This is a genomic window from Leeia sp. (assembly GCF_041909055.1).
In the GTDB taxonomy this organism is placed as follows: Bacteria; Pseudomonadota; Gammaproteobacteria; order Burkholderiales; family Leeiaceae; genus Leeia; species Leeia aquatica.
On record NZ_JAYREC010000002.1, the window covers coordinates 1 to 24,554 of the forward strand.

28 protein-coding genes are annotated in these 24,554 nt (G+C 62.6%); 23 read left to right on the forward strand and 5 right to left on the reverse strand.

The annotated features are described in order from the left end of the window. The coding region (locus ACE3O2_RS05610; RefSeq protein ID WP_374335564.1) for a dienelactone hydrolase family protein at positions 1-228 on the reverse strand (228 nt) is incomplete at its 3' end. Between the two features lie 108 nt (positions 229-336). Here ACE3O2_RS05610 and ACE3O2_RS05615 point away from each other — a divergent pair. The 23 genes from ACE3O2_RS05615 (at position 337) to ACE3O2_RS05725 (ending at position 21,665) form a co-directional block, all read left to right on the forward strand. Then, positions 337-879 carry an RDD family protein gene (locus tag ACE3O2_RS05615; RefSeq protein WP_374335566.1) on the forward strand — a complete coding sequence of 181 codons (543 nt, stop codon included), beginning with the start codon at positions 337-339 and terminating at the stop codon, positions 877-879. A 164-nt stretch (positions 880-1,043) separates the two neighbouring features. Further along, complete coding sequence (locus ACE3O2_RS05620; protein WP_374335568.1) at positions 1,044-1,583, forward strand: RDD family protein; 540 nt, start codon at positions 1,044-1,046, stop codon at positions 1,581-1,583. 116 nt (positions 1,584-1,699) lie between these two features. Further along, positions 1,700-2,107 (forward strand): hypothetical protein, encoded by a 408-nt coding sequence (locus ACE3O2_RS05625; RefSeq protein WP_374335570.1) that lies wholly within the window; start codon positions 1,700-1,702, stop codon positions 2,105-2,107. 75 nt (positions 2,108-2,182) lie between these two features. After that, entirely contained in the window at positions 2,183-3,634 is a 1,452-nt protein-coding gene (gene terL, locus ACE3O2_RS05630) for a phage terminase large subunit (protein WP_374335572.1), read from the forward strand. 20 nt (positions 3,635-3,654) lie between these two features. Continuing rightward, positions 3,655-5,001, forward strand: coding sequence for a phage portal protein (locus ACE3O2_RS05635; RefSeq protein WP_374335575.1), 1,347 nt, complete (start codon positions 3,655-3,657; stop codon positions 4,999-5,001). Positions 5,002-5,046: 45 nt separating this feature from the next. Further along, complete coding sequence (locus ACE3O2_RS05640) at positions 5,047-6,309, forward strand: hypothetical protein (RefSeq protein ID WP_374335577.1); 1,263 nt, start codon at positions 5,047-5,049, stop codon at positions 6,307-6,309. Between the two features lie 76 nt (positions 6,310-6,385). Next, entirely contained in the window at positions 6,386-7,909 is a 1,524-nt protein-coding gene (locus ACE3O2_RS05645; RefSeq protein WP_374335579.1) for a hypothetical protein, read from the forward strand. A gap of 60 nt (positions 7,910-7,969) precedes the next feature. Then, positions 7,970-8,161: a hypothetical protein gene (locus tag ACE3O2_RS05650; RefSeq protein WP_168875843.1), complete on the forward strand. Its 192-nt coding sequence runs from the start codon at positions 7,970-7,972 to the stop codon at positions 8,159-8,161. Between the two features lie 5 nt (positions 8,162-8,166). Then, positions 8,167-8,718: a head-tail connector protein gene (locus ACE3O2_RS05655; RefSeq protein ID WP_205881885.1), complete on the forward strand. Its 552-nt coding sequence runs from the start codon at positions 8,167-8,169 to the stop codon at positions 8,716-8,718. Then, positions 8,715-9,188, forward strand: a complete 474-nt coding sequence (locus ACE3O2_RS05660) for an HK97 gp10 family phage protein (protein WP_374335582.1) — start codon at positions 8,715-8,717, stop codon at positions 9,186-9,188. The genes ACE3O2_RS05655 and ACE3O2_RS05660 overlap by 4 nt, the downstream gene beginning before the upstream one ends. Beyond that, complete coding sequence (locus tag ACE3O2_RS05665) at positions 9,185-9,619, forward strand: hypothetical protein (protein ID WP_374335584.1); 435 nt, start codon at positions 9,185-9,187, stop codon at positions 9,617-9,619. Before ACE3O2_RS05660 ends, ACE3O2_RS05665 begins: the two co-directional genes overlap by 4 nt. Positions 9,620-9,682: 63 nt before the next feature. Continuing rightward, positions 9,683-10,456, forward strand: a complete 774-nt coding sequence (locus ACE3O2_RS05670; RefSeq protein WP_374335586.1) for a hypothetical protein — start codon at positions 9,683-9,685, stop codon at positions 10,454-10,456. Positions 10,457-10,541: 85 nt separating this feature from the next. Beyond that, on the forward strand, positions 10,542-10,889 hold the full coding sequence (locus tag ACE3O2_RS05675; RefSeq protein WP_374335588.1) for a hypothetical protein: 348 nt from the start codon (positions 10,542-10,544) through the stop codon (positions 10,887-10,889). A 41-nt stretch (positions 10,890-10,930) separates the two neighbouring features. Beyond that, positions 10,931-11,098 (forward strand): hypothetical protein, encoded by a 168-nt coding sequence (locus ACE3O2_RS05680; protein WP_374335590.1) that lies wholly within the window; start codon positions 10,931-10,933, stop codon positions 11,096-11,098. 24 nt (positions 11,099-11,122) lie between these two features. Further along, the gene (locus ACE3O2_RS05685; protein WP_374335592.1) at positions 11,123-11,446 is read left to right on the forward strand and encodes a phage holin family protein; all 324 of its coding nucleotides are present in this window, start codon (positions 11,123-11,125) and stop codon (positions 11,444-11,446) included. Then, entirely contained in the window at positions 11,443-11,859 is a 417-nt protein-coding gene (locus ACE3O2_RS05690; protein ID WP_168875835.1) for a M15 family metallopeptidase, read from the forward strand. Before ACE3O2_RS05685 ends, ACE3O2_RS05690 begins: the two co-directional genes overlap by 4 nt. A gap of 13 nt (positions 11,860-11,872) precedes the next feature. Continuing rightward, positions 11,873-14,458 (forward strand): hypothetical protein, encoded by a 2,586-nt coding sequence (locus tag ACE3O2_RS05695; RefSeq protein WP_374335594.1) that lies wholly within the window; start codon positions 11,873-11,875, stop codon positions 14,456-14,458. Next, positions 14,459-15,046 (forward strand): DUF2460 domain-containing protein, encoded by a 588-nt coding sequence (locus tag ACE3O2_RS05700; RefSeq protein ID WP_374335597.1) that lies wholly within the window; start codon positions 14,459-14,461, stop codon positions 15,044-15,046. Continuing rightward, positions 15,043-15,900 (forward strand): DUF2163 domain-containing protein, encoded by an 858-nt coding sequence (locus ACE3O2_RS05705; protein WP_374335599.1) that lies wholly within the window; start codon positions 15,043-15,045, stop codon positions 15,898-15,900. The genes ACE3O2_RS05700 and ACE3O2_RS05705 overlap by 4 nt, the downstream gene beginning before the upstream one ends. 59 nt (positions 15,901-15,959) lie before the next feature. Further along, complete coding sequence (locus ACE3O2_RS05710) at positions 15,960-16,385, forward strand: NlpC/P60 family protein (protein ID WP_168875831.1); 426 nt, start codon at positions 15,960-15,962, stop codon at positions 16,383-16,385. A 3-nt stretch (positions 16,386-16,388) separates the two neighbouring features. After that, positions 16,389-19,670, forward strand: coding sequence for a phage tail protein (locus ACE3O2_RS05715; RefSeq protein WP_374335601.1), 3,282 nt, complete (start codon positions 16,389-16,391; stop codon positions 19,668-19,670). Between the two features lie 126 nt (positions 19,671-19,796). After that, entirely contained in the window at positions 19,797-20,963 is a 1,167-nt protein-coding gene (locus tag ACE3O2_RS05720) for a tail fiber protein (RefSeq protein ID WP_374335603.1), read from the forward strand. 162 nt (positions 20,964-21,125) lie between these two features. After that, positions 21,126-21,665 carry a hypothetical protein gene (locus ACE3O2_RS05725; protein WP_374335605.1) on the forward strand — a complete coding sequence of 180 codons (540 nt, stop codon included), beginning with the start codon at positions 21,126-21,128 and terminating at the stop codon, positions 21,663-21,665. Between the two features lie 65 nt (positions 21,666-21,730). Here the strand turns inward: ACE3O2_RS05725 and ACE3O2_RS05730 are convergent, their stop codons facing one another. From ACE3O2_RS05730 to ACE3O2_RS05745, 4 genes are all read right to left on the reverse strand, one after another. Then, positions 21,731-23,062 carry an ATP-binding protein gene (locus ACE3O2_RS05730; protein ID WP_374335607.1) on the reverse strand — a complete coding sequence of 444 codons (1,332 nt, stop codon included), beginning with the start codon at positions 23,060-23,062 and terminating at the stop codon, positions 21,731-21,733. Further along, the gene (locus ACE3O2_RS05735; protein ID WP_374335609.1) at positions 23,059-23,739 is read right to left on the reverse strand and encodes a response regulator transcription factor; all 681 of its coding nucleotides are present in this window, start codon (positions 23,737-23,739) and stop codon (positions 23,059-23,061) included. Before ACE3O2_RS05735 ends, ACE3O2_RS05730 begins: the two co-directional genes overlap by 4 nt. Position 23,740: 1 nt before the next feature. After that, the gene (locus ACE3O2_RS05740) at positions 23,741-23,953 is read right to left on the reverse strand and encodes a PepSY domain-containing protein (protein WP_374335611.1); all 213 of its coding nucleotides are present in this window, start codon (positions 23,951-23,953) and stop codon (positions 23,741-23,743) included. A 79-nt stretch (positions 23,954-24,032) separates the two neighbouring features. Then, entirely contained in the window at positions 24,033-24,542 is a 510-nt protein-coding gene (locus tag ACE3O2_RS05745; RefSeq protein WP_168875824.1) for a glycine zipper 2TM domain-containing protein, read from the reverse strand. Positions 24,543-24,554: the final 12 nt, after the last annotated feature.

A 24,554-nucleotide genomic window follows, 5' to 3' on the forward strand; every position in this document is an offset into this window, starting at 1 on the left:
GCCCAGCTCGGCCAGCTGGCGGGCGCGGCCTTTCACATAGTCACCCACCCCGGTCCAGTCATGCACGATGATCACCGCCGGGCTGTTGCGGTTGGCCTTGTCCGGCCACGCCACATAGCCCTCCAGAACGGTATCACCTTGACGGTAAAGCACCGTCTCGGTTTGCACCGCATGTGCTGTGATGACGGCCAGACAGGCCAGCAGGAAACCACTTAATCGCTTGAACATGATCGTCTCTCCTTGGCTCATTTAATCAGCATAGCAGGGTACGAAGTTCAGTGCGTAAAGGCAGGATGATATGATGATGTCTTTACACCAAGCGAGCCACAGCACCCCATGATGGAACCCGACCCGCACAACCCCTATGCCGCCCCAACCGCCAAGGTCGACCGCCCGGACGAAGCACTGATCGACGGCATGCAGATGGCGAGCCGCCTCAGCCGGCTGGGCGCCAATATCCTGGACAGCATATTTCTTTTGCTACTGTCTGGTGCCATTGGTCTGATGTTCTACTATGGAAATGGTGAGGACGCCTGGCTGGCTTCGCTGCTGGGCGAGGATGAAAATACTTTGCCGCTGGGCGCACTGGTGGGTATCACCGTGGTGATGTTTGGCAGCTTTGCGGTATTGAATGTGATCCCCCTGATGGCTAGCGGTCAGACGCTGGCCAAGCGCATCCTGGGTATCCGCATCGTAACAGAAGACGGTCAGCAAGCCGGTCTGGCGCGTTGCCTGCTCCGCTTCATGATCCCGGGCTTGATTAACCAGATTCCCTTCGTCGGCCACATCTTTGCCCTGGTCAATGCACTGCGCATTTTTCATAGCGACCACCGCTGCCTCCACGACATCATGTTCCAGACCCGCGTGGTCAAAGTGTGAATTGATATATATCAATTGACATGGTGTGCAACTTTTGATATCATTCAGTCATCCTTGCAATCACTACATCTGCAGCCCGCCTTGTGCGGGCTTTTTCGCTTTTTTGGGGTTGGATCAGCGTGCAAGGGCCCGCTACACTGCTTGCTTTCTCATCATCAGACCTCATGCGCATGAGCCATCCCGATAATCCCTACGCTGCACCACAAACGAATGTTGAGCGACTGGATAAACCAATAAGCGAGCTGGTAGATGCCACCCGCTGGCAGCGCCTGGGTGCCGCCTTCATTGATTGGCTGTTACTGTCGATAGCATTGATTGCCGTACCAGTTTTCCTGTCGCTGGCCTTCAACGTAAGATCGTGGAGTGACGGCTTTGCCCTACTTGAGACTCCATACGGATGGCTGGATTTTATCTTGTGGGCTTCCCTGCTGCCGTTGCTCTATGCCGCGATTAATTGGGACGCTTTCAAGGATGGTCAGACCCGAGGCAAACGCATGTTAGGTATCCGGCTGATCATGCATGATGGGCGACCAGCCAGTATCAAGACCAGTGTGTGGCGGATGGCGGTGTTTAATACTTTAGGAAGTGTTTCGTACTTTCATATTGGCTTGATCATCACACTGATTGATGCCCTGCGCATCTTCACTGCCGACCGCCGCTGCTTCCACGACATCGTGTTCGGCACCCGCGTGGTGGAAGTGTGATTTTGATATATATCATTTGACATGATGCGCAACATTTGATATCATTCAGTCATCCTTGCAATAAGTGCATCTGAAGCCCGCCTTGTGCGGGCTTTTTTGTTTTCTGGAGACCATGCATGACCGTCGCGCATCCCTATGACCCGGCCCTGGCGGCGCGGGTGTGTGCCGGGCTGGCCGAGGGTTTGCCGCTGGCACGGGTGTGTCGCAAGCGTGGCTTGCCTGCGCTGGCCGTGGTGCTGGGCTGGCTGCAAAGCGAGGCCGAGTTTCGCCAGCAGTACCAGCTGGCCCGTAGTGTGCAGCTCGACGCACTGGCAGAAGACATGGTGGAGATTGCCGACGCCGCCCAAGGGCTGGATAACGCCGGTGTGGCAGCCGCCAAGCTGCGGGTAGAAGTACGCAAATGGCGCGCAGCGCAACTGGCGCAGCCCTTGCCGAGCGACGGCGAGCCCGTCACCCCCAGCTGGCCGCTGCTGGATGAACAGCAGCTGGACACCCTGCGGCGCGAACTCGCCGAGCAGGTCTAGCCGCCGTACCCGACACCGCGCGGGGAGGGCGCACCTTTCATTCCCGCCTGACAGGCGACGGTACAGGTCTGGTCCATGCAGCCTTTCTCTCCCCAGCACTACACTGTGGCCGCACAGTGGGCGCGGCAGGATCTCTATTTCTTTTCGCGCTGGCTGTTCTTGCAGCGGCGTGGTTACCTGTGGCAGCGCGCACCGCATCACCGTTTGATCTGCGACGCGCTGATGCGGGTGTTTCGCGGCGAATGTCGCCGCCTGATCATCAATATCCCGCCGCGCTACTCGAAAACCGAGCTGGCGGTGGTCAATTTTGTCGCCTGGGCGCTGGCACAAGTGCCAGACGCCGAGTTCATCCACGTCAGCTACGCCGCCGCACTGGCCAGTCATAACAGCGCAGCCATTCGCAACCTGATGCAGCACGAGGCCTACCGGGCGATTGCGCCGCACACCCGGCTGGCACGCAGCGCACGCTCGCACTGGAGCACCACCGCGGGCGGCGTGATGTACGCCACCGGGGCAGGTGGCACCATTACCGGCTTTGGTGCCGGCAAGCAGCGGCCCGGCTTTGGCGGGGCCATCCTGATCGACGATCCGCACAAGCCGGATGAAGCCCGCTCCGACACCACCCGGCAAGGCGTGATCGACTGGTTCCAGAATACGCTGGAGAGCCGCAAGAACCGGCCGGATACCCCGGTCATCCTCATCATGCAGCGCCTGCACGAGCACGATCTTTCCGGCTGGCTGCTGGACGGTGGCAATGGCGAAGCTTGGGAGCACCTGTGTCTGCCCGCCTTGCAAGACGACGGCCACGCGCTGTGGCCAGAGCGGCACGATGTCGCCACCTTGCAGCGCATGGCGCAGGCGGCACCGTATACCTTTGCCGGGCAATACCAGCAACAGCCTGCGCCGCCCGCCGGGCTGCTGTTCAAGCCGGATCAGGTGGCGCTGCTGGACGCCGTACCCGCCGGGGTGCGCTGGGTGCGCGCCTGGGATCTGGCCGCCACCGCACAAGGCGGCGACTGGACGGTAGGGGCCAAGCTGGGGGCATTGCCGGATGGTCGCTGGCTGGTGGGCGACCTGATCCGCCTGCAAGGTGGGCCGGACCAGGTGGAAGCGGCCATTCGCCATGCCGCCCAGCGAGATGGCCCGGCTTGCCGCATCGCCATCCCGCAGGACCCCGGTCAGGCAGGCAAGGCGCAGGTGGCCTACCTGAGCCGCCAGCTGGCCGGTTACAGCCTCAGCGCCTCGCCGGTGACCGGCGACAAGCTGACCCGTGCCGAGCCACTGGCGGCGCAGCTCAACGTCGGCAACGTGCTGCTGCAGCGCGCACCGTGGAACGACGCACTGCTGGCCGAATTGCGGCTGTTCCCCAACGCCCGGCACGACGATCAGGTGGACGCGCTGTCGCTGGCCTTTGCGCAGTTGAGCCAGAGCCCGTTTGGCCTGCTCGACCACTACGCCCACCGCGCCCGCCGCGAACCGACTGACCCGAATCCGGCCCTGCCACGTGGCGGGGTGATCAACGCTTGACTTGCAGAGGACCGATTCCGATGAGCGACGCCAAACTGACCCCGATCGAGCCCGGCCTGCTGGCCCGGATGGTGGCCGGGGTGCGCTATGCCGTAACCGGCGAAACCCCGGCCTGGTTCGGGCCGATGCAGCCCTTGCCACCGCAGGCCCCGCCGGAAGTAGCCGGGCGGCAGATGGATTACCCGACCGGTTACAACCTGCGGCAGACGCCCCGGGCGGAAGAGCCGGTGAGCTTTGCACAGATGCGGGCGCTGGCCGATGGCTACGACCTGATGCGGCTGGTGATTGAAACCCGCAAGGACCAGCTGGCCAAGCTGCACTGGACCATCCGGCCCAAGGCCCGGCTCGCCAAGCCGGATGCCCGCTGCGAGGCCTTGCTGGCGTTTTTCCACAGCCCGGACCGTGAGCACGACTGGTCCACCTGGCTGCGGATGTTACTGGAAGACCTGCTGGTGATCGACGCACCGGCGCTGTACCCCCGCCGCACCCGTGGCGGCGGCCTGTACGCGCTGGAGCCGGTGGATGGCTCGACCATCAAGCGGGTGCTGGACCTCTCCGGTCGCACCCCCTTGCCACCCGATCCCGCTTACCAGCAGGTATTGAAGGGCCTGCCGGCGGTGAACTACAGCCGCGATGAGCTGCTCTACCTGCCGCGCAATCCGCGCACCCACAAGGTCTATGGCTATAGCCCGGTGGAGCAGGTGATTGTCAGCGTCAATATCGCACTGCGCCGGCAGGCCCACCAGCTCGCCTATTACAGCGAAGGCGCCACGCCCGACCTGATCTTTCAGGTACCGGAGAGCTGGCAGCCGGAGCAGATCCGCCAGTTCGAGGACTGGTGGAACTCGGTGCTGTCCGGCAACAGCAGCGCCCGTCGCGGTGCCAAGTTTGTCCCCAAGGGGGTGGAGCCGTACAACACCAAGGCGGAAGCGCTGAAAGACGAGATGGACGAGTGGCTGGCCCGCATCATCTGCTTTGCCTTCTCGGTCAGTCCGCAGGCCTTTGTGCGTGACATGAACCGTGCCACCGCGCAGACCGGCCAGCAGGCCGCGCTGGCCGAAGGGCTGGCCCCCTTGCAGCACTGGGTGAAATCACTGATCGACCGGGTGATTGTCAGCCAGTTTGGCTACACCGATCTGGAATTTGTGTGGGAGAGCGACGAATCGGTCGACCCGCTGCAGCAGGCCGAGATCGACCGCCAGTATGTGGAAGCCCGCGTGCTGCATCCGGATGAGGTCCGCGCCAAGCGCTTCGGCCTGCCCGCGCTCACCGCCGCCCAGCGCGCCGACCTGATGCCGGAGCTGACGCCGCCTGAACCCCCGCCCGCCGCGGTGGAGGAGGATGACGCCGCGCCGGACACCCCCTGACAACCTGCCCGCCACTGGCGGGCTTTTTCTTTTGGAGAGCTGACGATGTCGCTTAAGAAACGCTTTGGTGCGATTGCCAAGGTCGAGGACCTGGACGACGGCACCATCCGGGTGTGGGGGATCGCGTCCAGTGCCGCAGAAGATGCGGATGGCGAAACCATCACCGCCGAGGCCATGCGCGATGCGCTGCCAGACTACCTGCGCTTTGGCGCGGTGCGCGAAATGCACCAGCCACTGGCAGCGGGCACCGCGCTGGAGGCGGAAGTGCTGCCCGACGGCCAGACCCGCTTCTGCGCCCACATTGTGGACAGCGAAGCCGTGCGCAAGGTGCGCGCGGGGGTCTACAAAGGGTTTTCCATTGGTGGCCAGGTGACCACCCGTGACCCGGCCAATCCGCAAGTCATCACCGGCCTCAAGCTGGTGGAAGTCTCGCTGGTGGATCGCCCGGCCAACCCGGACGCGGTGATTACCTGCTTCAAGGCCCGCCAGGCCCGCCCGCTGAAAAAGGGCGCGTTTGCCGTGGCCCGCGCCGCCGAGCTGGCGGAAGCGCTGCATGGCTTCAAGGGCTATCTGGAGCTGCTGTCCTGCAACAGCGAAGCGCCAACGGTGCTGATCGGGCAGGTCGGCCAGCTGACCGGGGCGATGTACGACGCGCTGGTGGAGCTCACCCAGTTTGAAGCGTTGCGGGTGCAAGGCTTGCTGGGGGCAGCGCCCGAAGGCGAGGACGAAGTCGATCCCGACGCGGAAGACGAAGACGCCGCCGACCCTGCACCTTCCGGCAAGCAGCCTCCGGCCAAAGCAGGCAAACAACAACCTCCCGCCAAACCGGGCAAGACCGCCTTCGCCGAGGATGAGGACGAAGACGCGGACGAAGAGGAAGGCGCCGAGGATGACGAGGAGGCTGAGGACCACGAGGCCGAGGAGGATGATGAAGACGCCGCCCCGGCCCGCCGCCGAGGCAAACCCGCTGGCAAGGCTTCCGCCAGAACCGGTGACAAACCGGCGGCCCGTAAATCCACCCAGCTGGGTGGCGACGCGCTGCGCAAGCTGAACCGGCTGGCGGCTGATTTTGAATTGCTGAAAGGCGAGCTGGGCCGCCTGTCGCAAGAGCGCTCGCGCCTGCAAAAGCGGGTGCGCCAGCTGGAAGCGCTGCCGGAGCAGCCGCGCCTGGCGTTGCGCAGCGTGGAGAAGGGCGAGGATGTGCGCCGCGCACCGGTGACGGATGCGGTGCGCAAGGATGATGGCAGCGTGGAGGAGACCGCCACCCTGATCAAGCGGGCGTTTGCCACGCCGATGCGACTGCTGTGAACGTGCCGCGCAAGCGGATGTGTGTATGTGCCGCGCGAGAGCGACGGCGCGTTTTTCTCTCGAAGGAGATTGCTATATGGGCGCTCATGCCACCCAAGAAACGCTGGCTTTGCTGAAGCTGGCACAAAAGGCGGCGCTGCCGGATGAAATCGCCAAGGCGTTCAACCAGGCCGCCAGCCCGACCCAGGGCCTCACCGCCTACGACCTGCAAGCCCCGGCGCTGACGCTGTACCCGGTGCTGACCCCGCTGCGTAACAAGATTCCCCGTGTCTCCGGCAAAGGCGGCACCCAGGCCAGCTGGCGTGCCATCACCGGCATCAACGTCAACAATCTGGCTGCAGGTGTGGCCGAAGGCCGCCGTGGCGGGGTGATTGCCACCAGTACCAGCGAGTATGTGGCGGCCTACCGTGGGCTGGGTCTGGAAGACTATGTGAGCTTTGAAGCGGAATACGCCGCCGAAGGCTTTGATGACGTGAAGGCGCGTGCGGTGGAAGGCCTGCTGCGTTCGCTGATGATCGGTGAAGAAGGTGTGATTCTCGGCGGCAATACCAGCATGCCGCTGGGCACCACCCCGCAGCCCACGCTGATTGGCTCCACTACTGGCGGCTCGCTGGCCACGGGTACGCTGTCGGTGGTGGCCGTCGGCCTCGGCTTTGATGCCTTCTGGGCGCTGGGCGGCTGGAACAATGGCCAGCAAGGCAGCACCATCAATCTGGCCACCGCACAGGTGCCGACGGTGGTGAACCGCAGCAACGCCGATGGTACCAGCGACAGCTACGGCGGCGGCGCCGCCCGCAAGTCGACCGCCGCTACCGTGTCGATCACCGGCCCCAATGGCTCGGCCACCGCCTCAGTGGTGCCGATGGCCAACGCCGTGGCCTATGCCTGGTACTGGGGCGCAGCCGGTGCCGAAGTGCTGGGCGCGGTGACCACCATCAACAGCGTCAGCATCACCGCCAACGCCAGCGGCACCCAGACGGCTGCTTCGCTGCCTGCCAGCGATAATTCCGTTAATTCGCTGGATTTCGACGGCATTTTGACGCAGATCGCCAAATCGGGCAGTGGTGCGTACGTCAAGACCCTGCCGACCGGTACCCCGGGCGTGGGCTCCACGCTGACGGCGGACAACGCCGGTGGCATCGTCGAGCTGGAGGACGCCTTCTTTGCCTTCTGGAGCCAGTATCGCCTGTCGCCGGAGGTGATCTACGTGAATGCCCAGCAGCTGCTGGACATGAACCGCAAGATCCTGATCGGCGGCGGTGCGCCGCTGGTGCGCTTCAACCTGGATGGCAACAATCCGGGCGCGTACAACCCGAGCGCAGTGATCGGCAGCTACCTGAACAAGATCACCAACACCCAGGTGAAGATCGAGGTGCATCCGAACGTACCGCCGGGCACCATCCTGTTCTGGTCGGACAACCTGCCGTACAAGCTGTCCGGCATCCAGAACGCGGTGCAGATTCGCACCCGTCGTGACTACTACCAGCTGGAGTGGCCGCTGCGTACCCGCAAGTACGAGTACGGCGTGTACACCGACCAGGTGCTGCAAAACTTCTTCCCGCCGGCCTTCGGCATCATCACCAATATCGCACGCGGCTAAGCCGCATGCGCACGGCCCCGCTGCACACTGCAGCGGGGCTTTTCTTTTGCAGGAGGAATCATGGCGAAATTTGCATGTCCGCCGGACGTGACCTCGGTCAACGTCGGTGGTGAACAGTTCAATGCGGATGCCGAGGGGCTGATCGAGGCGCCGGATGGCGTGGCACCGGCACTGGAGCCGCTGGGCTTTGTGCGGCTGGCTGAGCCGGTTGCCAAGCGCGGCAAGGCTGCCAAAGCCGCAGCAGCGGAGTAAGGGCCATGTTGCTGACGACGCTGGAGAACGCCAAAGCCTGGCTGTTGCTGCCATCGTCCCCGACGCCGGATGATCCGCTGCTGCTACGGCTGATCAGTGCGGCCAGTGCCTTTATCGAGTCCTGGCTCAGCCGCTCGCTGGGGACACAAAGCTACCGCGAGTGGCGCGACGGCACTGGGCGCGAGCTGCTGCTGTTCGGCAATGGACCGGTGCAATCGGTGCAGTTGCTGCGGGTGAACGGCAAGGACATTCCGCCTGCCAGCAGCCCCACCGGCTATGGCTACCGTTTTGACCGCAATGTGCTGCTGCTGCAGGGTGAGCTGTTCGCCCGGGGCCGTCGCAACATCGAGCTGCAATACACCGCAGGCTACGACACGGTGCCGGCCGATCTGGAGCAGGCTTGCCTGGAATGTGTGGCCTTGCGCTACCGCGAGCGCGAGCGCATTGGGCATCAGTCGAAGAGTCTGGCCGGGGAAACTGTCAGCTTCTTCCTCGGTGAGCTGTCGCCCACGGCGCGCGCCGTGCTGCAGCAATACCGCAAGGTGGTGCCAACATGATCCGCGCCTGGGTAACCGGCGCGGCAGACATGGATGCCCGCCTTGACCGCATCCGCAGTGAGGTGGAGGTGGCCGTGCGGCTGAGCATGGGCCGCGCCTGCCTGATGCTGCAACGGCATATCCAGCAGAACAAGCTGTCCGGCCAGGCGCTGAACGCGCGCAGCGGGCAACTGCGGGCCTCCATCATTGCCCGCCCGGTGACCGAGGTGAACGGACTGCTGGTCGGCGAGGTTGGCAGCACGCTGTCTTACGCTCGCATGCAGGAAGAGGGCTTCCATGGCCGCATTGCGGTGCGCGCCCGGCTCAAGCAAGGCCGCAAGTTCGGCAAGCTGGGCAAGCAGCCGCGGCCTGCGGGTAACCGGGTGGTACACCTGAAACCGCATGCCTTCCTGCACGGTGCGTTGCGCGAGATGGGCGAGCCCGCCCGCAAGCTGCTGCTGGAAGGCCTGAAACGGGGGATACACGCATGAACCGCGAAGCCATATACAGCGCCTTGTTTGCACGCTTGACCACGGTGCCGGGGCTGGTGGTGTGCAGCCGCCGCCTGCGGCACTGGACCGATGTGCGCGCCGCCGAGCAGCCCGCCCTGTTCATGGCGCAAGGCAGCGAGCAGGCGGTGCCGGGCGATCCGGTGCGTGGCCTGCCAACGCAGTGGACGCTGCAGGTTGACGTTTACCTGTACGCCCGCACCGACGGCGGGCTGGCGCCGGGCACGGTAATGAATCCGCTGCTGGACGCGCTGGAAGCTGCGCTGAAGCCGGATAACGCCATGCAACGCTGCCAGACGCTGGGCGGGCTGGTGGAGCACTGCTGGATTGAAGGTGAGCTGGAAACCGATGAAGGCACGCTGGGCGACCAGGCGGTGTGCATCGTGCCGGTCCGCATCCGCGTTTGTCGTTGAGCGGGCTGGATTTTCTGTTTGTTCTGACCCGCTTTGGCGGGTTTTCTTTTTGGAGGTAACACAATGGCACAGTATGGTTTCGGTTCCGGCATGCTCTGGGCAACGCCGCAGAACGACGCCTTCGGCAACAGCATCGCCGCGCCGACCCCGATCATGATCGGCGTGATGCAGGAGGGCAGTGTCGACATCTCGTTCGAGAGCAAGACGCTGCACGGTCAAAACCAGTTCCCGGTGGCGGTGGGGCGCGGCAAGGGCAAGATCAGCGGCAAATGCAAGTTTGCCCAGCTGTTCGGCGCCATGTTCAACAACGTGATCTTCGGCCAGTCGATGAGTGGCGGCCTGATCACCGCCAAGTACGACACTACCGGCAGCGTGATCCCGGCCACGCCGTTCCAGATCACCGTCGCGCCGCCTTCCAGCGGCACCTTTACCAGCGACTTCGGTGTGATCGACGCTAATGGCCGCCCGATGATCCGTGTCGCCAGCGCGCCGGTGGCTGGTCAGTACATGGTCAGCAACGTCGGCCTGTACACCTTTGCCGCGGCGGACGTCGGCAAGACCGTGTTCATCAACTACGAGTACAACGTGGCCGCCGCCTCGGCACCCACCGCCACCCAGTCCACGGTGATGAACCTGCCGATGGGTTCGGCACCGTCCTTCACCGCGGACCTGTTCATTCCCTACCAGGGCAAGAGCATGAAGCTGCGCCTGCACTCGGCGGTGGCAGGCAAGCTGTCCTTCGGCACCAAGCAGGATGATTTCCTGGTACCGGAGTTTGACTTCGAAGCCTTTGCCGACCCGCTGGGCCGGGTGGTGACCTGGAGCTTGTCCGAGTAATCGGGCGCGCCGCTTTCGGGCGGCAGCAACGGGCTGCGCAGGTGCGCAGCCCGTTTTCTTTTTTGTTTTGCACTGAGGAATCAAGATGACCGCGATCGTGAACGTCAAAGGCGTATCCCTGAACCTGAACGGCACCACCCTGGTGGTCCCGCCGCTCACCCTGGGCGCGCTGCAACAACTGCAGGACCGGCTGGCCGCCTTCACCGGCGGGCTGGATTCGGCCTCCATTGCCACGGTCATCGACGTGGCGCTGGCCGCCCTGCGCCGCAATTACCCCGAGCTGAACCGCGAAGCCCTGGCCGACATGATCGACGTCGCCAATATGGTGGATGTGATGCAGGCAGTGATGGATGTCTCCGGCATGCGTCGCAAGGCACAGGAGGAAGCCGACGCGGGGGAGCCCTCGACTGGGACGAGCTCTATGCCCACCTGATCCAGTGCACCGGCTGGAGCTGGGACTACATCGACCAGCATATGGACCTGCCGCGGCTGGAAGGCTTCAAGCGCTACTGGAGGCAACACCCGCCGCTGCACCTGATGATCCAGTCCTTCCTCGGCATCCAGCAAAAGGATGAACCGCAGGACGCCCCGGACCTCTCCGCCCTGTTGAACCAGTTTCCGCAGGCGGGGGCCGGGCTGTGAGGACAATGACAAGGAGTACAGGCCATGCCTGACAAACCATTCGACTGGTGGCCGCTGTTCAAGCAGGTCGCCACCTATGGCTGGGTGATGGGGCTGTCCATGCTGGGCGGTGCCGTCTCCCACCTGCAACGCATCAACGCCCTGCGCCTGCGCTTTCGCTGGCTGGCGTTTGCCGCCGAGCTGCTGACCAGCGGCTTCGTCGGCCTGCTGACCTACTGGCTGTGCCAGGCCGCCGCCATGAGCGCGCCGATGACCGCCGTAATGGTGGGCATCGCCGGTCACATGGGCACCCGCTCACTGTTCCGGCTGGAAAAACTCTACGGCCGCCTGTTTGGAGAAAACCCATGATCAACAGCCGCGAAATTGCCGACCTGCATCCCAAGGTCGCCGTGCTGTGCCGCGCCTTTGTGGCGCACTGCAAGGCGGCGGGTATCGACGTGCTGATTACCAGCACCTACCGCGATGCTGCATCGCAAGCTGCACTCTACGCCCAGGGCCGCACCGCCCCCGGTGCCAAGGTCACCAACGCCAAACCGGGCCAGAGCTGGCACAACTGGCGGGTGGCCTTCGACTTTGTGCCGCTGCTGAACGGCAAGGCGCAATGGAACGACGTACGCAGCTTCACTCGCTGCGGCGAAATCGCCGAAAGCCTCGGCCTGGAATGGGCCGGGCGCTGGCAATCGTTCAAAGAGCTGGCCCACTGCCAGTACACCGGCGGCCTCACCCTGGCAGACTTCCAGGCAGGCCGCACACTGCCGTAGAAGGAGGTGAGGGATGAGTGATACCAACATCACGTTCACATTTGCCGCTGATACGGCAGATGTGCAAGCCGCACTCGACCGGATTGTAGCGACCGTTCGTCAAGCCGTTTCGACCATGAACACCGAGCTGGGCAAGCTGCGCAGCACACTGGAAGCGGTGTTCGCGCTGGATGGGCTGCCACTGGCGGATACCCTGAAGGCGCTGGCGGACAACCTGACCAGTGCCAGCGAGGCGGCTACGGTGCTGGCGGACAAAATGGGCTCCACCCAGCAGGCCGTGGTGCAACTGCAGGAAGTGCTTGCTGAAGGTTTCAACATCAATATCGAACCCTTCCGGCAGTCTGCAAATGAACTACTGGCAACCTTGGACACGATCAGCAAGAAGACGGCCCAAGCCAAGGAAGAAGCGGCGCAAGGTGGAAAACCCACGGGGGATAAGCCGGGTGCTGAGCCGAATGCGGGTGAAGGTAGCAAGCCGGATGACAAGAAGAAAGAAGATAAGAGTGGCTGGGGGCAGTTCTGGGCCTGGCTGGAAAAGAAAGCCAAGGAGGAAAATAAAGGTGTAAAGGAAGGCAAACAAACCGCTGCAGAAGCCAGGCACAACTTTCTTAAGGCGATAAGGCCCGCTGCCAGGGACACCATCGGTGTGTCCGTAATGAAAGATGCTGCTACATTGCTTTCGCAATTTGCGCAACGCTATTTTCCCGAAACAGAAAACAAGGGGAAGCTGTTTGAGCTTGAAGATGAGATCGACAAGCTGGAAGGTGAGGTTGCCCATGCGCGGGAGGTCCAGGATGCGGGTCTTGCCGAGAAAGAGGCCAAGCTTCAGCAGCGCTACGAGGCACGTAAGGCTTTAAAGCAGAAGATCGAGGCTGAAGATAAAGCCAAAAAAGAGGCGGATGAAAAGGCCCGGAAGGCCGGCAAAATCATCGTGGATCCTCCCAGCATGACGAACTTTGCCAAGGAGTTCGAGAAGGCTTTCCATGACGGCATGGATGAAATGGTCGCCAAGGGGCTGTCTTTCAAGCAGGCGATGAATAATATCCGTCGCGACATCCAGCTGTCCTTCTTTACGACGTTGATCATGCCTTTGATCAAACAGGTTCTCGCTACGATCTTTGAGCTGGTTGGCAAGATCAGGAAAGCCTTCACTCCCGCCAGTTTCAAGGAGAAACCGGAAGAAGAAAAGAAGGACGAAGGCAAGAAGGAGGAAGCCAAACCCGCTGAGCCCAGCAAGGTGGAGACGCCCACCCCCTCCGTCCCCGCGCCTGCCACACCACCAGCTACACCGCCTGCGCAGGAACAGCCAGCAGCGGGGGCTGTGGGTAAGCAGCGCTCCAAGCACGAAACACGTCTGGATTACTGGCAGGAGGAATTGTCAGAACAGCTGCAGGCAAGTGGGGAAAAGGATTTCAAGAAGCGCCTGGAAATGGAGCTGCAGTTCTGGCAACAGCGGCAAAAGCTGGCGCGAGCGGGCAGTGCTGAGTACAGCGCGATTCAGCTGGCGCTGGACAATATCCGGACGCGACAGGAGCAGGCCGCTCAAGATGCGTCAATCAAGCTCGCTACTGATGCGATTACCCAGAAGAGGGATTTGGCGATAAAAGCAGTTGACGAAGATGAGGCAACTGCCAAGAAAAGTCTGGAAAAGAAAAGAATTTCCAACGAACAGTTCCTCGAGATTGAAATAGAGCTGGAGGAGCGTCGCCGCGGCATCAAGCAAAAGGCACTGGATGATGAGCGGGCCATGCTGGAAGAAAAAGGGGCGCTGACGATTGAGGCTCAGATGCGCCTGGATAAACAGTTGGAAGAGCTGGCGCTGGAATCCAGAAAAAAGCAGAAGGAGTATGAGGAGCAGCTCGAAGCTGAGCGTCCCAGCATGGTTCGGGTGATGGATCAAACCGAGCAGTCGCTGCAGAAAAATCTGGCGGCCATGCTGGATAAGACCCAGACCTTCAAGGAGGCCATGAGGAATGTCTGGGGCGATATGCGAAAAGCTTTTGTGAATGAATACATCAAGCCAACGCTTCGAGAGTTCCTTTCTCATTTGAAAACCAAACTCATGGCGCTGCTGGGGTTTAAGGAAGCAGATGTTGGGGCCACTCTCGCTGGAACTACCGCCAAGGGTAGTATTGAGAAAATGGGTGCGGCAAACAGCATGGCCACAAATGCGAGTGGCGTGATTGGCAACATCATGAACAACGCTGTTGAAGCCATGTCGGGGGCCTTCAAGGCGATTGTCGGCATCCCGTTTGTCGGGCCGATTCTGGCGGTGGGCGCAGGGGCGGCGGCGTTTGCAGCGGTGAAGGGTATGGTAGGCAAGGTCAAATCGGCTTCGGGCGGCTACGACATTCCACGTGGCACCAATCCACTCACTCAGCTGCATGAAGAGGAAATGGTGCTGCCCAAGCCTTACGCCAATGTGATTCGCGACATGGCGGGTCAAGGCGAAGGCGCTGGTGCAGCGGCCTCCGGTGGGCAGTATCACATCAATATCCAGGCGCTGGATGCGCGCGGGGTTCGCCAGTTGTTCATGGAGCATGGTTCGGCCATGGTGGCATCGCTGCGGGCGCAGGGCCGTAATTTTGCGGGGGCGTAAATGTCGGAAGCCATTTTTCCGAGCCTGCCGGGGCAGGCGTGGCCGGTGGTGAAGGTTGCTAAATGGTCTACCAAGGTGCAGACCACGGCATCGGGTCGCGAAACACGGGCGTCGTTTTATGCCAGCCCGCGCTGGCTGATCAAAGTGTCATTTTCTGTGTTGCGGCAAAGCGAGATGCAGCAGCTGGCCGGGTTTTTCAATGCCCGACGCGGGTCGTGGGATACCTTCTTGTTCTACGACCCGCAGGAGTGCCTGGTGAGTGAACAGCCCTTTGGGCAGGGCAACGGGGTGACGACGCGGTTCCAGCTGCTGCGCAGCATGGGGGGCTTTACCGAGCCGGTGTTCGGCTTGAAGGAGCCGCCGCAGATCAGCCGTGATGGTGTGTTGCTGCAGCAGGGGGTGGACTATACGGTGGACAATATGGCAACCGTGACGTTTGTTACCCCACCTGTGGCAGGTAGTGCGCTGTCTTGGTCCGGGAAATTCTGTTTTCGCTGCCGTTTTCAGCAGGATCAGGCGGAGTTCGAGCAGTTCATGTCCAATCTGTGGGCGTTGAAGCGGGTGGAATTGTTGACGGTGAAACCATGAAGACAGCGAGCCAACCTTTACTGGACCTGCTGAACAGTCAGGACGCGTTCTGCATGGCAGACCTGTTTGTGTTTGTGCTGCAAGGTGGGCAGGTGCTGCGCTATACCAGTGCGGACACACCGGTCAGCTGGCAGGGGGAAACCTATTTGTCGACGGGACCGGGTTTCAAGCGCGGTCGTACCCAGCTGTCGCTGGGGGTGCAGGTGGATACGCTGGAAGTGACCGTGTTTGCTTCGGTGACGGACCAGATCAATGGCCAGCCGTTTGTGGCGCATGCCATGCGTGGCGGGCTGGATGGTGCCAACTTGACGTTGTCGCGCGCGTTCTTGAGCCGCTGGGATGCGCCCGTGGTTGGGGTGTTGCCCTTGTTCAGCGGTCGGGTGGCGGAGGTATCGGGTACCCGTGGCGCTTGCCATCTGCAGGTGAAGAGTGATCTGGAGCTGCTCAATATCAAGATGCCGCGCAATCTGTACCAGCCGTCTTGCCTGCATACGGTGTATGACGCGGGCTGTGCCGTTAGCCGTGCTTCCATGGTGCAGACCGGCAGCATCGTGCAGGTACTGGACCCGAATCGCTTTGTGGTGTCGTTGCCGCGCCCGGCGGGCTGGTTTGACCAAGGGCTGATTACCTTCAGCAGTGGTGCCAATGCCGGTATCTCGCGGACGGTGCGTTCCTACGCCGAGGGTCAGCAGGTACAGATCGCCTTGCCCTTTCCAGCAGCGGTGCAGCCGGGGGATGCCATCTCCATGCTGCCAGGTTGCGACAAGACCCAGACGACCTGCCAGGGCAAATTCAACAACCTGGCCCGCTTCCGGGGCTTTCCCTACATCCCGGTGCCGGAAACGGCCGCCTGAGCGGGGCATTGCGCCAATCATGAACCGGGCTGCGGCCCGGTTTTTTTATGGAGGAAGCCATGGCGGAGGCAGAACAACGCCAGCAGGTGCTGGCCGAAGCCCGCAGCTGGCTGGGCACGCCGTATCACCATCAGGGGCGGGTCAAGGGGGTAGGCGTGGATTGCGCCATGATCCTGTGTGACATCTATCACCAGGTGGGCTTGATCCCGTGGATAGACCCACGCCCCTATCCGCCGGACTGGCACTTTCATCGTGACGATGAACGCTATCTGGGCTGGTTGAAACAGTATGCCCGCCCAGTGGCGCAGCCGCAGCCCGGTGATGTGGCGGTATGGCGCTTTGGTCGCTGCTTCAGCCACGGTGCGGTGGTGGTCGACGACACGCTGGTGCTGCATGCCTATTTCAAGCAGGGCGTGGTGCTGGCGCGGCGGGATGAGACACCGTTGGCCGACCGGCCGGTACGGTTTTACAGTTTGTGGGAGTAGCTGATGGGCGGCATGTTTGGCAAGCGCAAGACCAGTACCATCTCGACCTCAGAGCCACGACTGGGTGCCATTCAGGTACAGCAGTCCAGCTATGGTCTGGTGGTGCCGATTGTCTATGGGCAGACCCGGGTCACGGGCAACCTGCTGTGGTACGGCGATTTCACCGCCATCCCGCATGTGACCCGCACAGAGTCGGGGGGCGGCGGCAAGGGCGGTGGCGGTGGCAAGACGGTGCAGGAAGACACCACCTATACCTACGAAGCTGCTTTGGTGATGGGCCTGGGCGAAGGGCCGATCAACGCGGTGGTGTCCGCCTGGCGTGGCAAGGAGCGCCTGCGCGGCAGCCTGTTTCCCGGTGCTTTGCACACGGAGAACAATCTATCGGTGACGGTCCCCGCGACCGCGCCTTATCAGGTGAGCGTGCCGCAGGCGGCAAGCTGGGTGGCGCACTTGTCAGCCACCACCAGCGAACGGGTGGAGGGCGAGAGGCGCAGCTACTGGTCTGAGCGGACCTTGTCGCCGGGGGCGGATTTCAGCATCAGCAATGGTGTGTATACCTTCAACGCGGGCTTGGCCGGCAGGGCGGTGAAACTCAGCTATCAGTGGCGTGATGCCGCCTACTACCTCAGCGCCTTGCAACAGCTGGGGCTGGCCTTGCAATCGGGGGTGCCAGGGCAGGCTGCATGGGGACATTTGCTCAGCCGTCATCCGGCGCAGGCCATTGGCTACAGCCAGACGGCCGTGCTGTATGGCGCCAATTACCAGCTGACCAATAATGCCGAGGTGCAAAACCACAGCTTTGAAGTGGTGGGCGGCTATGCGTTTGGCAATGGGGTGGTCGATGCCAACCCGGCGGACGTGATGTCGGACTTGCTGTCCAATCCGCGTCATGGTGCAGGCTTCCCGTCCGGCAAGCTGGGCAATTTCAGCCGCTATCGGGATTACTGCACCGCCAATGGCTTGTTCATTTCGCCCGCCTATCACGAGCAGCGCCAGGCCCATGAACACTTGCAGGAGCTGGCGATGCTGTCCAACTCGGCGCTGCTGTGGTCGGAAGGGCAGCTCAAGGTGCTGCCCTACGGGGATGAGATTGCCAGCGGCTGGGGGGCTCAATTCTTGCCCGACCTGACCCCGGTGTACGCGCTGAGCGATGACGATTTTCTGGTCAGCGGCGCGGATGACCCGGTACGGGTGCAGCGCAAGACGCCTGCGGATGCCTATAACCAGGTGCAGGTGGAGTTTCTCAACCGCAGTAACGATTACAACCTCGAAGTGGCCGAGGCCAAGGATCTGGCCAATATCGAGCAGTTCGGGTTGCGACCGCAGGAGCCGGTCAAGCTGCACGCCATCTGCGAACCGGCGGTAGCCCGCCATGTGGCGCAGCTGCTGCTGCAGCGGGCCTTGTATGTGCGCAACCATTATGAATTCCGGCTGGGCTGGCGACACGCGCTGCTGGAGCCGATGGATCTGGTGACGCTGACCGATAGTGGCCTTGGCCTGCAGCAAACTCCGATACGGGTGACGTCGATCGAAGAGGATGAGGATGGTGGCCTGACCGTTCGCGCTGAGGATTTCCCGCGCGGGGTGGCCAGCTCGGTGCGCTATCCGACGCAGGTGGTCGCCGGGTTTGGTCATGACTTCAATGCCGACCCCGGCAAGGTACTGCCGCCGCTGTTCTTCGAGCCCGGTTTCACCGGGCAGGACCAGACCCTGCGGGTCAAGCTGGCGGTGACGGGCCCTGGTCCCATGTGGGGGGGCTGTCTGGTGTATGCTTCGCAGGATGGTGCCACCTACAAGCAGGTGGATCGCATCGTGGGCGGCAGCCGCTATGGCACCCTGCGTTCTACTTTGGCGGCCACGGGCAATGCCTTGTCAGTACAGTTGACGGGTAAAGGCGGGCAGCTGCTGTCCGGTACCGAGGAAGATGCCCGGCTGATGCACACCGCCTGCTGGGTGGATGGCGAGTACCTTGGCTATCAGCAGGCAACGCTGGATGGCGTCAATCAATACACCCTGGGTGGATTGCAGCGCGGCAGCTGGGGCAGTACGGCCAGCAACCATGCAGCGGGCAGCCCCTTTGTGCGGCTGGATGCCACGGTGGGGGAGAGCGAGGCGCTGTCGCTGGATCAGGTGGGCAAAACGCTGTGGTTCAAGCTGGTCAGCTTCAACGTGTATGGGGGCGGGCTGCAGGATATCAGCCAGGTGCCCGCCTACCAGTACACGGTGCAAGGTACCGCTTTGCTGTCACCAATGCCGGACATCCGCAACCTGCGCACCAACTTCGTGGCGGGTCTGACGCAACTCTACTGGGACGAGGTGCAGGACTTGCGGCCGGTCGATTATGAAATCCGGCTCGGCCCCAGCTGGCATCAAGCCAAGGTACTGGGGCGCACCCCGCTGCCACGCTTTACCGCCGTGGGGGATGGCCTGTACTGGATTGCGGCACACTACCAGGCACAAGGCGGCGTGCAGGTGTACTCGGCTCAGCCCGGGCGGCTGAGCATCACCGGTGCCGCGCTGGTCAAGAACGTGGTAGCCCGCTTCGACGAAGCGGTCAGCGGCTGGTCGGGGACGTGCTCCGGTGGCGCCATGGTACTGGGTGGCGCCATTCAGCTGGATGCGGCGGATAGTCTGCTGGCTTTGCCGGATGTGCTGTCCAACCCGGATATCTTGTGGCTGGGCGGGGTGGCGGGCAGTGGCATGTATACCCTGCCCGCCAGCCATACCATCAATATCGGCCGGGTAGCGCCTTGCAATGTGCTGATCAGTTACAGCGTGCGCGGGCAGGCCATCCACGAAAACGTGCTGACCACGCCCGACATCTTCGCGCTGAACGACTGGTTCGGTGAGGTGCTGGGGCAGCAGGTGGATGTGGTGCCGCAGATCGCGCTGGCACAGGAAGACGGGGTGTTTGGTGACTGGCAGCAGTTTGTACCGGGTAGCTATGTCGCCCAGTCTTTCAAGGCACGGGTGCTGATCAGCACCCGTGATCCCGGCATCAGCCCCATCCTGAGCGGGCTCACCTTCCTGGTGGATGCGCCGGACCGCGTTGACAGCGGCTCGGTCAACGTCCCCATCGGTGGCTTCTCAGTGCTCTACGAGCGCCCGTTTAACGGCGGCAACGGCAGCCAGCCCTGGCCCCTGCCGCAGATTACCCTGCTGAACGCCATGCCGGGGGACGACCTGCTGCTGACCGCGCAAACCCGCAGCGGTTTCACCGTGCGGGTGGTCAACGGCAGCAATGATGTGGCACGCCAGATCAACTGGATCAGCCAAGGCTACTGAGCACCATCCCGTTTGCACAAGACAGGCCGCCTGCGGGCGGCCTTTTTCATGGAGAAAGCAATGTCACAAAATCCGACCGTACTGCCTACCAGTGGCACGCTGACCGGCCTTGGCCTGGTGCAGAAAGTGAATGATGCGCTGGATACCATCGCCAGCAACCTGAGCGGTGCCACCGACCCCGGCGCAGTGGGTGCCAACCGGCTGTGGGCCGACACCCAAAGCGGCCTGCTCAAGCTACGCAATGGCAATAACGACGGCTGGACCGTACTGGGTAGTTTGAGCGACCTTGGCATCCAGAGTGGACGTCAAGTCACCGCCACGGCCGGTGGCACCGGTGACGCGCTCACCGCCAGCTTTGCCCCCGCAGTAACCACTCTGATCAACGGCATGTCACTGTGCGTGCGCAGCAACGGCAGCAATGCCTCCGCGGCCCCAACCTTTACCCCGAACAGCGGCGTCATCCCGGCCAAAACCATCGTCAAAGGTACGGGGCAAGCGCTGGTGACCGGCGACATTGCCGGTGCCGGCCACTGGCTGGAACTGTTGTATGACCAGACGCTGGACAAATGGCTGTTGCTGAACCCGGCGGCAGGGCTGTCATCCGCCGTTCCGGTCGGCACCATCATCCATGTGGCGCAGAACACGCCGCCTGCAGGCTACCTGAAAGCCAATGGGGCCGCCGTGTCCCGTAGCGCCTATCCCGCCCTGTTTGCAGCGCTGGTCACCAACGCAGGCTTCACCCCGCAGACGTTCACCGTGAACATCGCCAACCCGGCCGTCTTCACCAAGACCGCCCACGGCTTCACCGGGGGGGAGATGCTACGGCTCTATACGACAGGTGCCCTGCCTACTGGGTTGAGCACTATGACAGGGGTTTATCTTGTTGAAATGATTGACGCTAACAACTTCTATCTGCGGGAGTGGGGAAACCGGATAGCGACCAGCGGCAGCCAATCGGGCACGCACAGCTACCTGCAAAGCTGGTTCGGCCTTGGTGACGGTACCACTACTTTCAACCTGCCCGACCTGCGGGGTGAATTCATGCGCGGCTGGGATGACGGACGCGGCCTGGATGCGGGGCGTTCGCTGGGTACGATGCAGAACGCCAGTGAGATTGCGGTATATGACAATTCAAGTGGGATTATACCTCTAACAGATGTAAAAAATGCTGATGGTATAAGCCACTATGGGTCCAACTCCTCAATCAACATTAGTGCTGCGGCGGGAAAGACCTATGAGTTCAGGAAAGTCCGACCGCACAACCTCACATTGCTGGCCTGCATCAAGTACTGAGCGCTGCTTATCTTAAATGAGGTGCAGGTTTCTGTTGAGCTTTCAAGGAATTTGCCCCGGTTCTGCATGTTGAAAATATCCATCTAAGCTCACGACCACCCATGCTCCTGCCGATAAAACAGGGGCGTGAGTGTTTGCCTGAACCCATCCGGAGTAAACCCGATGATTGCCATGATTTTTCCCTGGCTGCTGCGCCATTGGCGCGGTCTGGCCGGGGTGGTGTTGTTATTGCTTGCGGGCTGGGCGGGCCATGCCTGGTCCGAGCGGCGTTGGCAGGCACGCTGGGCGGAGCAGCAGGCGTTGCTGGCTCAGCAGGCGGCGGTGGCCACGCGCCGCAATGCGGAGCAGGCGCGCCGTCAGTCTGAGGCCGCCACCTATGCGCTGCAGGATCAGGCGCACCGGTTACAGCAGCGTGTGGCTGCAACGCAAACCCGTATCTTACTGGAGAAACGCTATGAAATGGATGCTGCTGGCCGGGTTCGGCTGCCTGCTCGCTGGGTGTACCTCTACAACGCCGCCATCCGTCGCGACGTGCCCCGCCTGGACGGTGCCGGCGGATCTGATGGCTCCACCCAAGGCCTTGATGCCTTTGCCGCCGTCCAGACCATCAACCGTAACACCGACGCCTGCCACGACAACGCTGACCAACTGATGGCGCTGCAAGCTTATTTACAGCGTGCCGGGGTGGTTGTACAGCCCTGAGCGGTTAGGGTTCTGGGGCATGAACCTCGCCGCTGCACAGTTGCTGGCGGGGTGCCAAGCGGGATTCACACGCCGTTGAACTGGATACGGATGCAGGCACCGCTCAGTGTATCGCTGCGCAGGATGTCTAGGCGGCCCTGATAGGCGTTGACGATATCGTTCACAATGGCGAGTCCGATGCCGTGGCCAGGTACTGCCTCATCCGCACGCACCCCGCGCTGCTGCATCAAACTGGGATCACTGATGCCAGGGCCGTCGTCCTCGATGCTGAGGGTGCAGCGCTCTCCCTCTCGCTGCGCGCTGATGCGCACCTGATGCATAGCCCATTTGGCGGCGTTGTCGATCAGGTTGCCCAGCAGCTCCAGCAAATCGCCTTCATCCAGCCGTAGTTTGAAATCAGGTGGAATGTCTTGCTGGAACTGCAGGCTTCGGTCACGGTAGACCTTGCTGAGGGTGTCGGTGATCCGTTGCACTTGGGGCGCGAGCAGACGGGCGGCGGCAAAGGGCGCACTGCCTGCGGTGGCGGCGCGCTGCAGCTGATAGCCCACCAGCGTTTCCATGCGCTGGCATTGCTCGCGCACGGTGTGGGCAAATTCGGCATCGTCTTCCGGCGTGCCTTTGAGTACCGCCAATGGGGTCTTCAGACTGTGGGCGAGGTCGGCCAGCGCGTGCCGGTAGCGCTGCTGCTGGGCGCGTTCGCGCTGCAGCAGGGTGTTCAGGTTGCGGGTGAGCCCTTGCAGCTCACGCGGGTAGGGGCCATCCAGCTGCTCATCTTCCCCTTGCTCGATGCGGCGCAAGGCGCGTGCGACTTGCCGCAGCGGGCGCAGTCCCCAGCGCAGCAGCACGGTCTGGGTCAGCAACAGCAGTACGGCCGAGGCGGCCAGCCAGCCCCACAGGGTACGGCGATAGGTGTTCAGCTCGCGCTCAAAATCACGCAGGTCCTCGCTGACGCTGAACAGCAGTGGCAGCCGACGCACGCCGACAGGCCAGCTCACCTGCATGGAGAGCGCCCAGTAGCGCTGGTGGTCCATGTCCACCTGTCCAAACCAGGGTTGGCCTGGCGTGGCGCTGTCGGCAAAGGGTATGGCGCGGCCGGTATTGGAGGCGGATAGCCATTGCGTGCGGCCAAGCTGAACGCGGGCATACAGGCCGGAGCCAGGCAGTTGCAGGCGGGGTTCGGCCAGTTGTGGCGGCATGTGCAGCACGCCTTGCTCATCAACCTCGGCGGCGGCCATCAGCAGGTAGGCGAGGGCACTCAGGCGTTCGCGGCGGGCGGTTTCGGCACTTTCGCGAAAGGCCTTGTCCAGCGCCGCGCCAGTGAGGATCACAAACAGCAGCAGCAGCACAGCGGCGGCCAGGATCACCCGCTGGTTGATCGAGCGGGGCTTGCGGCTCATGCGCCAGGTTGCAGGGTAAAGCGGTAACCGCGTCCGCGCAGGGTCTCGATCGGTTGCAGGCTGCCATCCGGGTCCAGCTTCTTGCGCAGGCGGCCGAGGAGCACTTCAATCACATTGCTGTCCGGGTCGGCGTTCACCGGGTAGAGGTAGTCGTTCAGCTCCGCCTTGGGCACCACCCGATCCCGGTGGGTCACCAGAAATTCCAGCATGCGGTATTCAAAGGCGGTCAGGTCCAGTGCCTGCGCTTCACGCTGTACGCTCTGCGCGGCCAGGTCCAGTTGCAGCGGGCCGAATTGCAGTTTCTGCTGTGGCGCGCCCGCGGCGCGGCGCAACAGGGCTTTGACCCGTGCCAGTAGTTCTGGCGGCTCAAACGGCTTCGTCAGGTAATCGTCGGCCCCGGCCTCCAGCCCTTCCACCTTATCCTGCCAGCGGTCGCGGGCGGTTAATACCAGCACCGGGGTGGTACTGCCCTCCGAGCGCAGGATGCGCAGGATGTCGAGGCCAGAGCGTTTGGGCAGGCCGAGATCCAGCACGATGGTGTCGAAGGGGTACTCTTTGGCCAGAAACAACCCTTGCTCGCCATCCTGCGCGCCTTCTACCCGGTAGCCCACCTCCGTCAGCATTTGCCGCAGGCGGGCATTGAGGATGGGCTCGTCTTCCACCACCAGAATGCGCATCTTAGCGTACCTCCCCACTGCCGGCGTCGATCTTCAGGATCACCACCTCGCCGTTGCTTTTCAGCACCTTGACCCGAAACAGCGTACCCTGCTGTTCCACCGCCAGCACCTTGCCCCCGGTCCGCTCCTGCGCGATGCGGGCGGCATCATCACGGGAAATGGCCCAGGCCGGAACGGCCACCAGCAACAGGGTGAGCAGGGCTGCGCGCATCATGATCTTATCTCCATCCTTCTGACAGCCGAGGTCACATCCGGCTGCCCATTGTACCGTGCCAGAACGCCTTTGGCGTGGATCAGCGCGACGGCTCCACCGACACGTTCACCCGCACCTCACGGCCCGGATCGCGCGGCATGAAGCTGGTATAGCGGCGGCCTGCGTATTCATAGGTGACGCGATAGCCGGTCAGGCGATTGTCCCACTGGTCCACGCTGCGGCAGCGGCGCTCATCGCGAGACACGGTTTCATATTCATCGCCGCCACGATCATTCCAGCGGTCGCCAATCATGGCGCCTGCGATGGCACCGACCGCCGTGGCGGCATCCTTGCCACGCCCCTTGCCAACCTGGTGGCCCAGCGCCGCCCCCACCACACCCCCAATGATGGCACCGCTGGTGCTGCGGCGGGATTCACGCGGCTGTTGGCTGCTGACGGTTTCCGTCCAGCACTCCTCGCGTGGTGAGTTGACGCGCTCATATTGGGGCTCCACCTGACGCACCCGGGCATAATCTGCAAAGGATTCCGCCCGCAGGGTTGGAACCGCCAGGCTCATTGCGAGGGTAGCAAACACAGTCAAGCGACGCATGGTGTGACTCCT

Excerpts from the sequence above, each read along its gene's own strand:
- ACE3O2_RS05615 (WP_374335566.1), top strand. The coding sequence starts at position 337 with ATGATGGAACCCGACCCGCACAACCCCTATGCCGCCCCAACCGCCAAG.
- ACE3O2_RS05620 (WP_374335568.1), top strand. The coding sequence starts at position 1,044 with ATGCGCATGAGCCATCCCGATAATCCCTACGCTGCACCACAAACGAAT.
- ACE3O2_RS05625 (WP_374335570.1), top strand. The coding sequence starts at position 1,700 with ATGACCGTCGCGCATCCCTATGACCCGGCCCTGGCGGCGCGGGTGTGT.
- terL (WP_374335572.1), top strand. The coding sequence starts at position 2,183 with ATGCAGCCTTTCTCTCCCCAGCACTACACTGTGGCCGCACAGTGGGCG.
- ACE3O2_RS05635 (WP_374335575.1), top strand. The coding sequence starts at position 3,655 with ATGAGCGACGCCAAACTGACCCCGATCGAGCCCGGCCTGCTGGCCCGG.
- ACE3O2_RS05640 (WP_374335577.1), top strand. The coding sequence starts at position 5,047 with ATGTCGCTTAAGAAACGCTTTGGTGCGATTGCCAAGGTCGAGGACCTG.
- ACE3O2_RS05645 (WP_374335579.1), top strand. The coding sequence starts at position 6,386 with ATGGGCGCTCATGCCACCCAAGAAACGCTGGCTTTGCTGAAGCTGGCA.
- ACE3O2_RS05650 (WP_168875843.1), top strand. The coding sequence starts at position 7,970 with ATGGCGAAATTTGCATGTCCGCCGGACGTGACCTCGGTCAACGTCGGT.
- ACE3O2_RS05655 (WP_205881885.1), top strand. The coding sequence starts at position 8,167 with ATGTTGCTGACGACGCTGGAGAACGCCAAAGCCTGGCTGTTGCTGCCA.
- ACE3O2_RS05660 (WP_374335582.1), top strand. The coding sequence starts at position 8,715 with ATGATCCGCGCCTGGGTAACCGGCGCGGCAGACATGGATGCCCGCCTT.
- ACE3O2_RS05665 (WP_374335584.1), top strand. The coding sequence starts at position 9,185 with ATGAACCGCGAAGCCATATACAGCGCCTTGTTTGCACGCTTGACCACG.
- ACE3O2_RS05670 (WP_374335586.1), top strand. The coding sequence starts at position 9,683 with ATGGCACAGTATGGTTTCGGTTCCGGCATGCTCTGGGCAACGCCGCAG.
- ACE3O2_RS05675 (WP_374335588.1), top strand. The coding sequence starts at position 10,542 with ATGACCGCGATCGTGAACGTCAAAGGCGTATCCCTGAACCTGAACGGC.
- ACE3O2_RS05680 (WP_374335590.1), top strand. The coding sequence starts at position 10,931 with ATGGACCTGCCGCGGCTGGAAGGCTTCAAGCGCTACTGGAGGCAACAC.
- ACE3O2_RS05685 (WP_374335592.1), top strand. The coding sequence starts at position 11,123 with ATGCCTGACAAACCATTCGACTGGTGGCCGCTGTTCAAGCAGGTCGCC.
- ACE3O2_RS05690 (WP_168875835.1), top strand. The coding sequence starts at position 11,443 with ATGATCAACAGCCGCGAAATTGCCGACCTGCATCCCAAGGTCGCCGTG.
- ACE3O2_RS05695 (WP_374335594.1), top strand. The coding sequence starts at position 11,873 with ATGAGTGATACCAACATCACGTTCACATTTGCCGCTGATACGGCAGAT.
- ACE3O2_RS05700 (WP_374335597.1), top strand. The coding sequence starts at position 14,459 with ATGTCGGAAGCCATTTTTCCGAGCCTGCCGGGGCAGGCGTGGCCGGTG.
- ACE3O2_RS05705 (WP_374335599.1), top strand. The coding sequence starts at position 15,043 with ATGAAGACAGCGAGCCAACCTTTACTGGACCTGCTGAACAGTCAGGAC.
- ACE3O2_RS05710 (WP_168875831.1), top strand. The coding sequence starts at position 15,960 with ATGGCGGAGGCAGAACAACGCCAGCAGGTGCTGGCCGAAGCCCGCAGC.
- ACE3O2_RS05715 (WP_374335601.1), top strand. The coding sequence starts at position 16,389 with ATGGGCGGCATGTTTGGCAAGCGCAAGACCAGTACCATCTCGACCTCA.
- ACE3O2_RS05725 (WP_374335605.1), top strand. The coding sequence starts at position 21,126 with ATGATTGCCATGATTTTTCCCTGGCTGCTGCGCCATTGGCGCGGTCTG.
- ACE3O2_RS05730 (WP_374335607.1), bottom strand. The coding sequence starts at position 23,062 with ATGAGCCGCAAGCCCCGCTCGATCAACCAGCGGGTGATCCTGGCCGCC.
- ACE3O2_RS05735 (WP_374335609.1), bottom strand. The coding sequence starts at position 23,739 with ATGCGCATTCTGGTGGTGGAAGACGAGCCCATCCTCAATGCCCGCCTG.
- ACE3O2_RS05740 (WP_374335611.1), bottom strand. The coding sequence starts at position 23,953 with ATGATGCGCGCAGCCCTGCTCACCCTGTTGCTGGTGGCCGTTCCGGCC.
- ACE3O2_RS05745 (WP_168875824.1), bottom strand. The coding sequence starts at position 24,542 with ATGCGTCGCTTGACTGTGTTTGCTACCCTCGCAATGAGCCTGGCGGTT.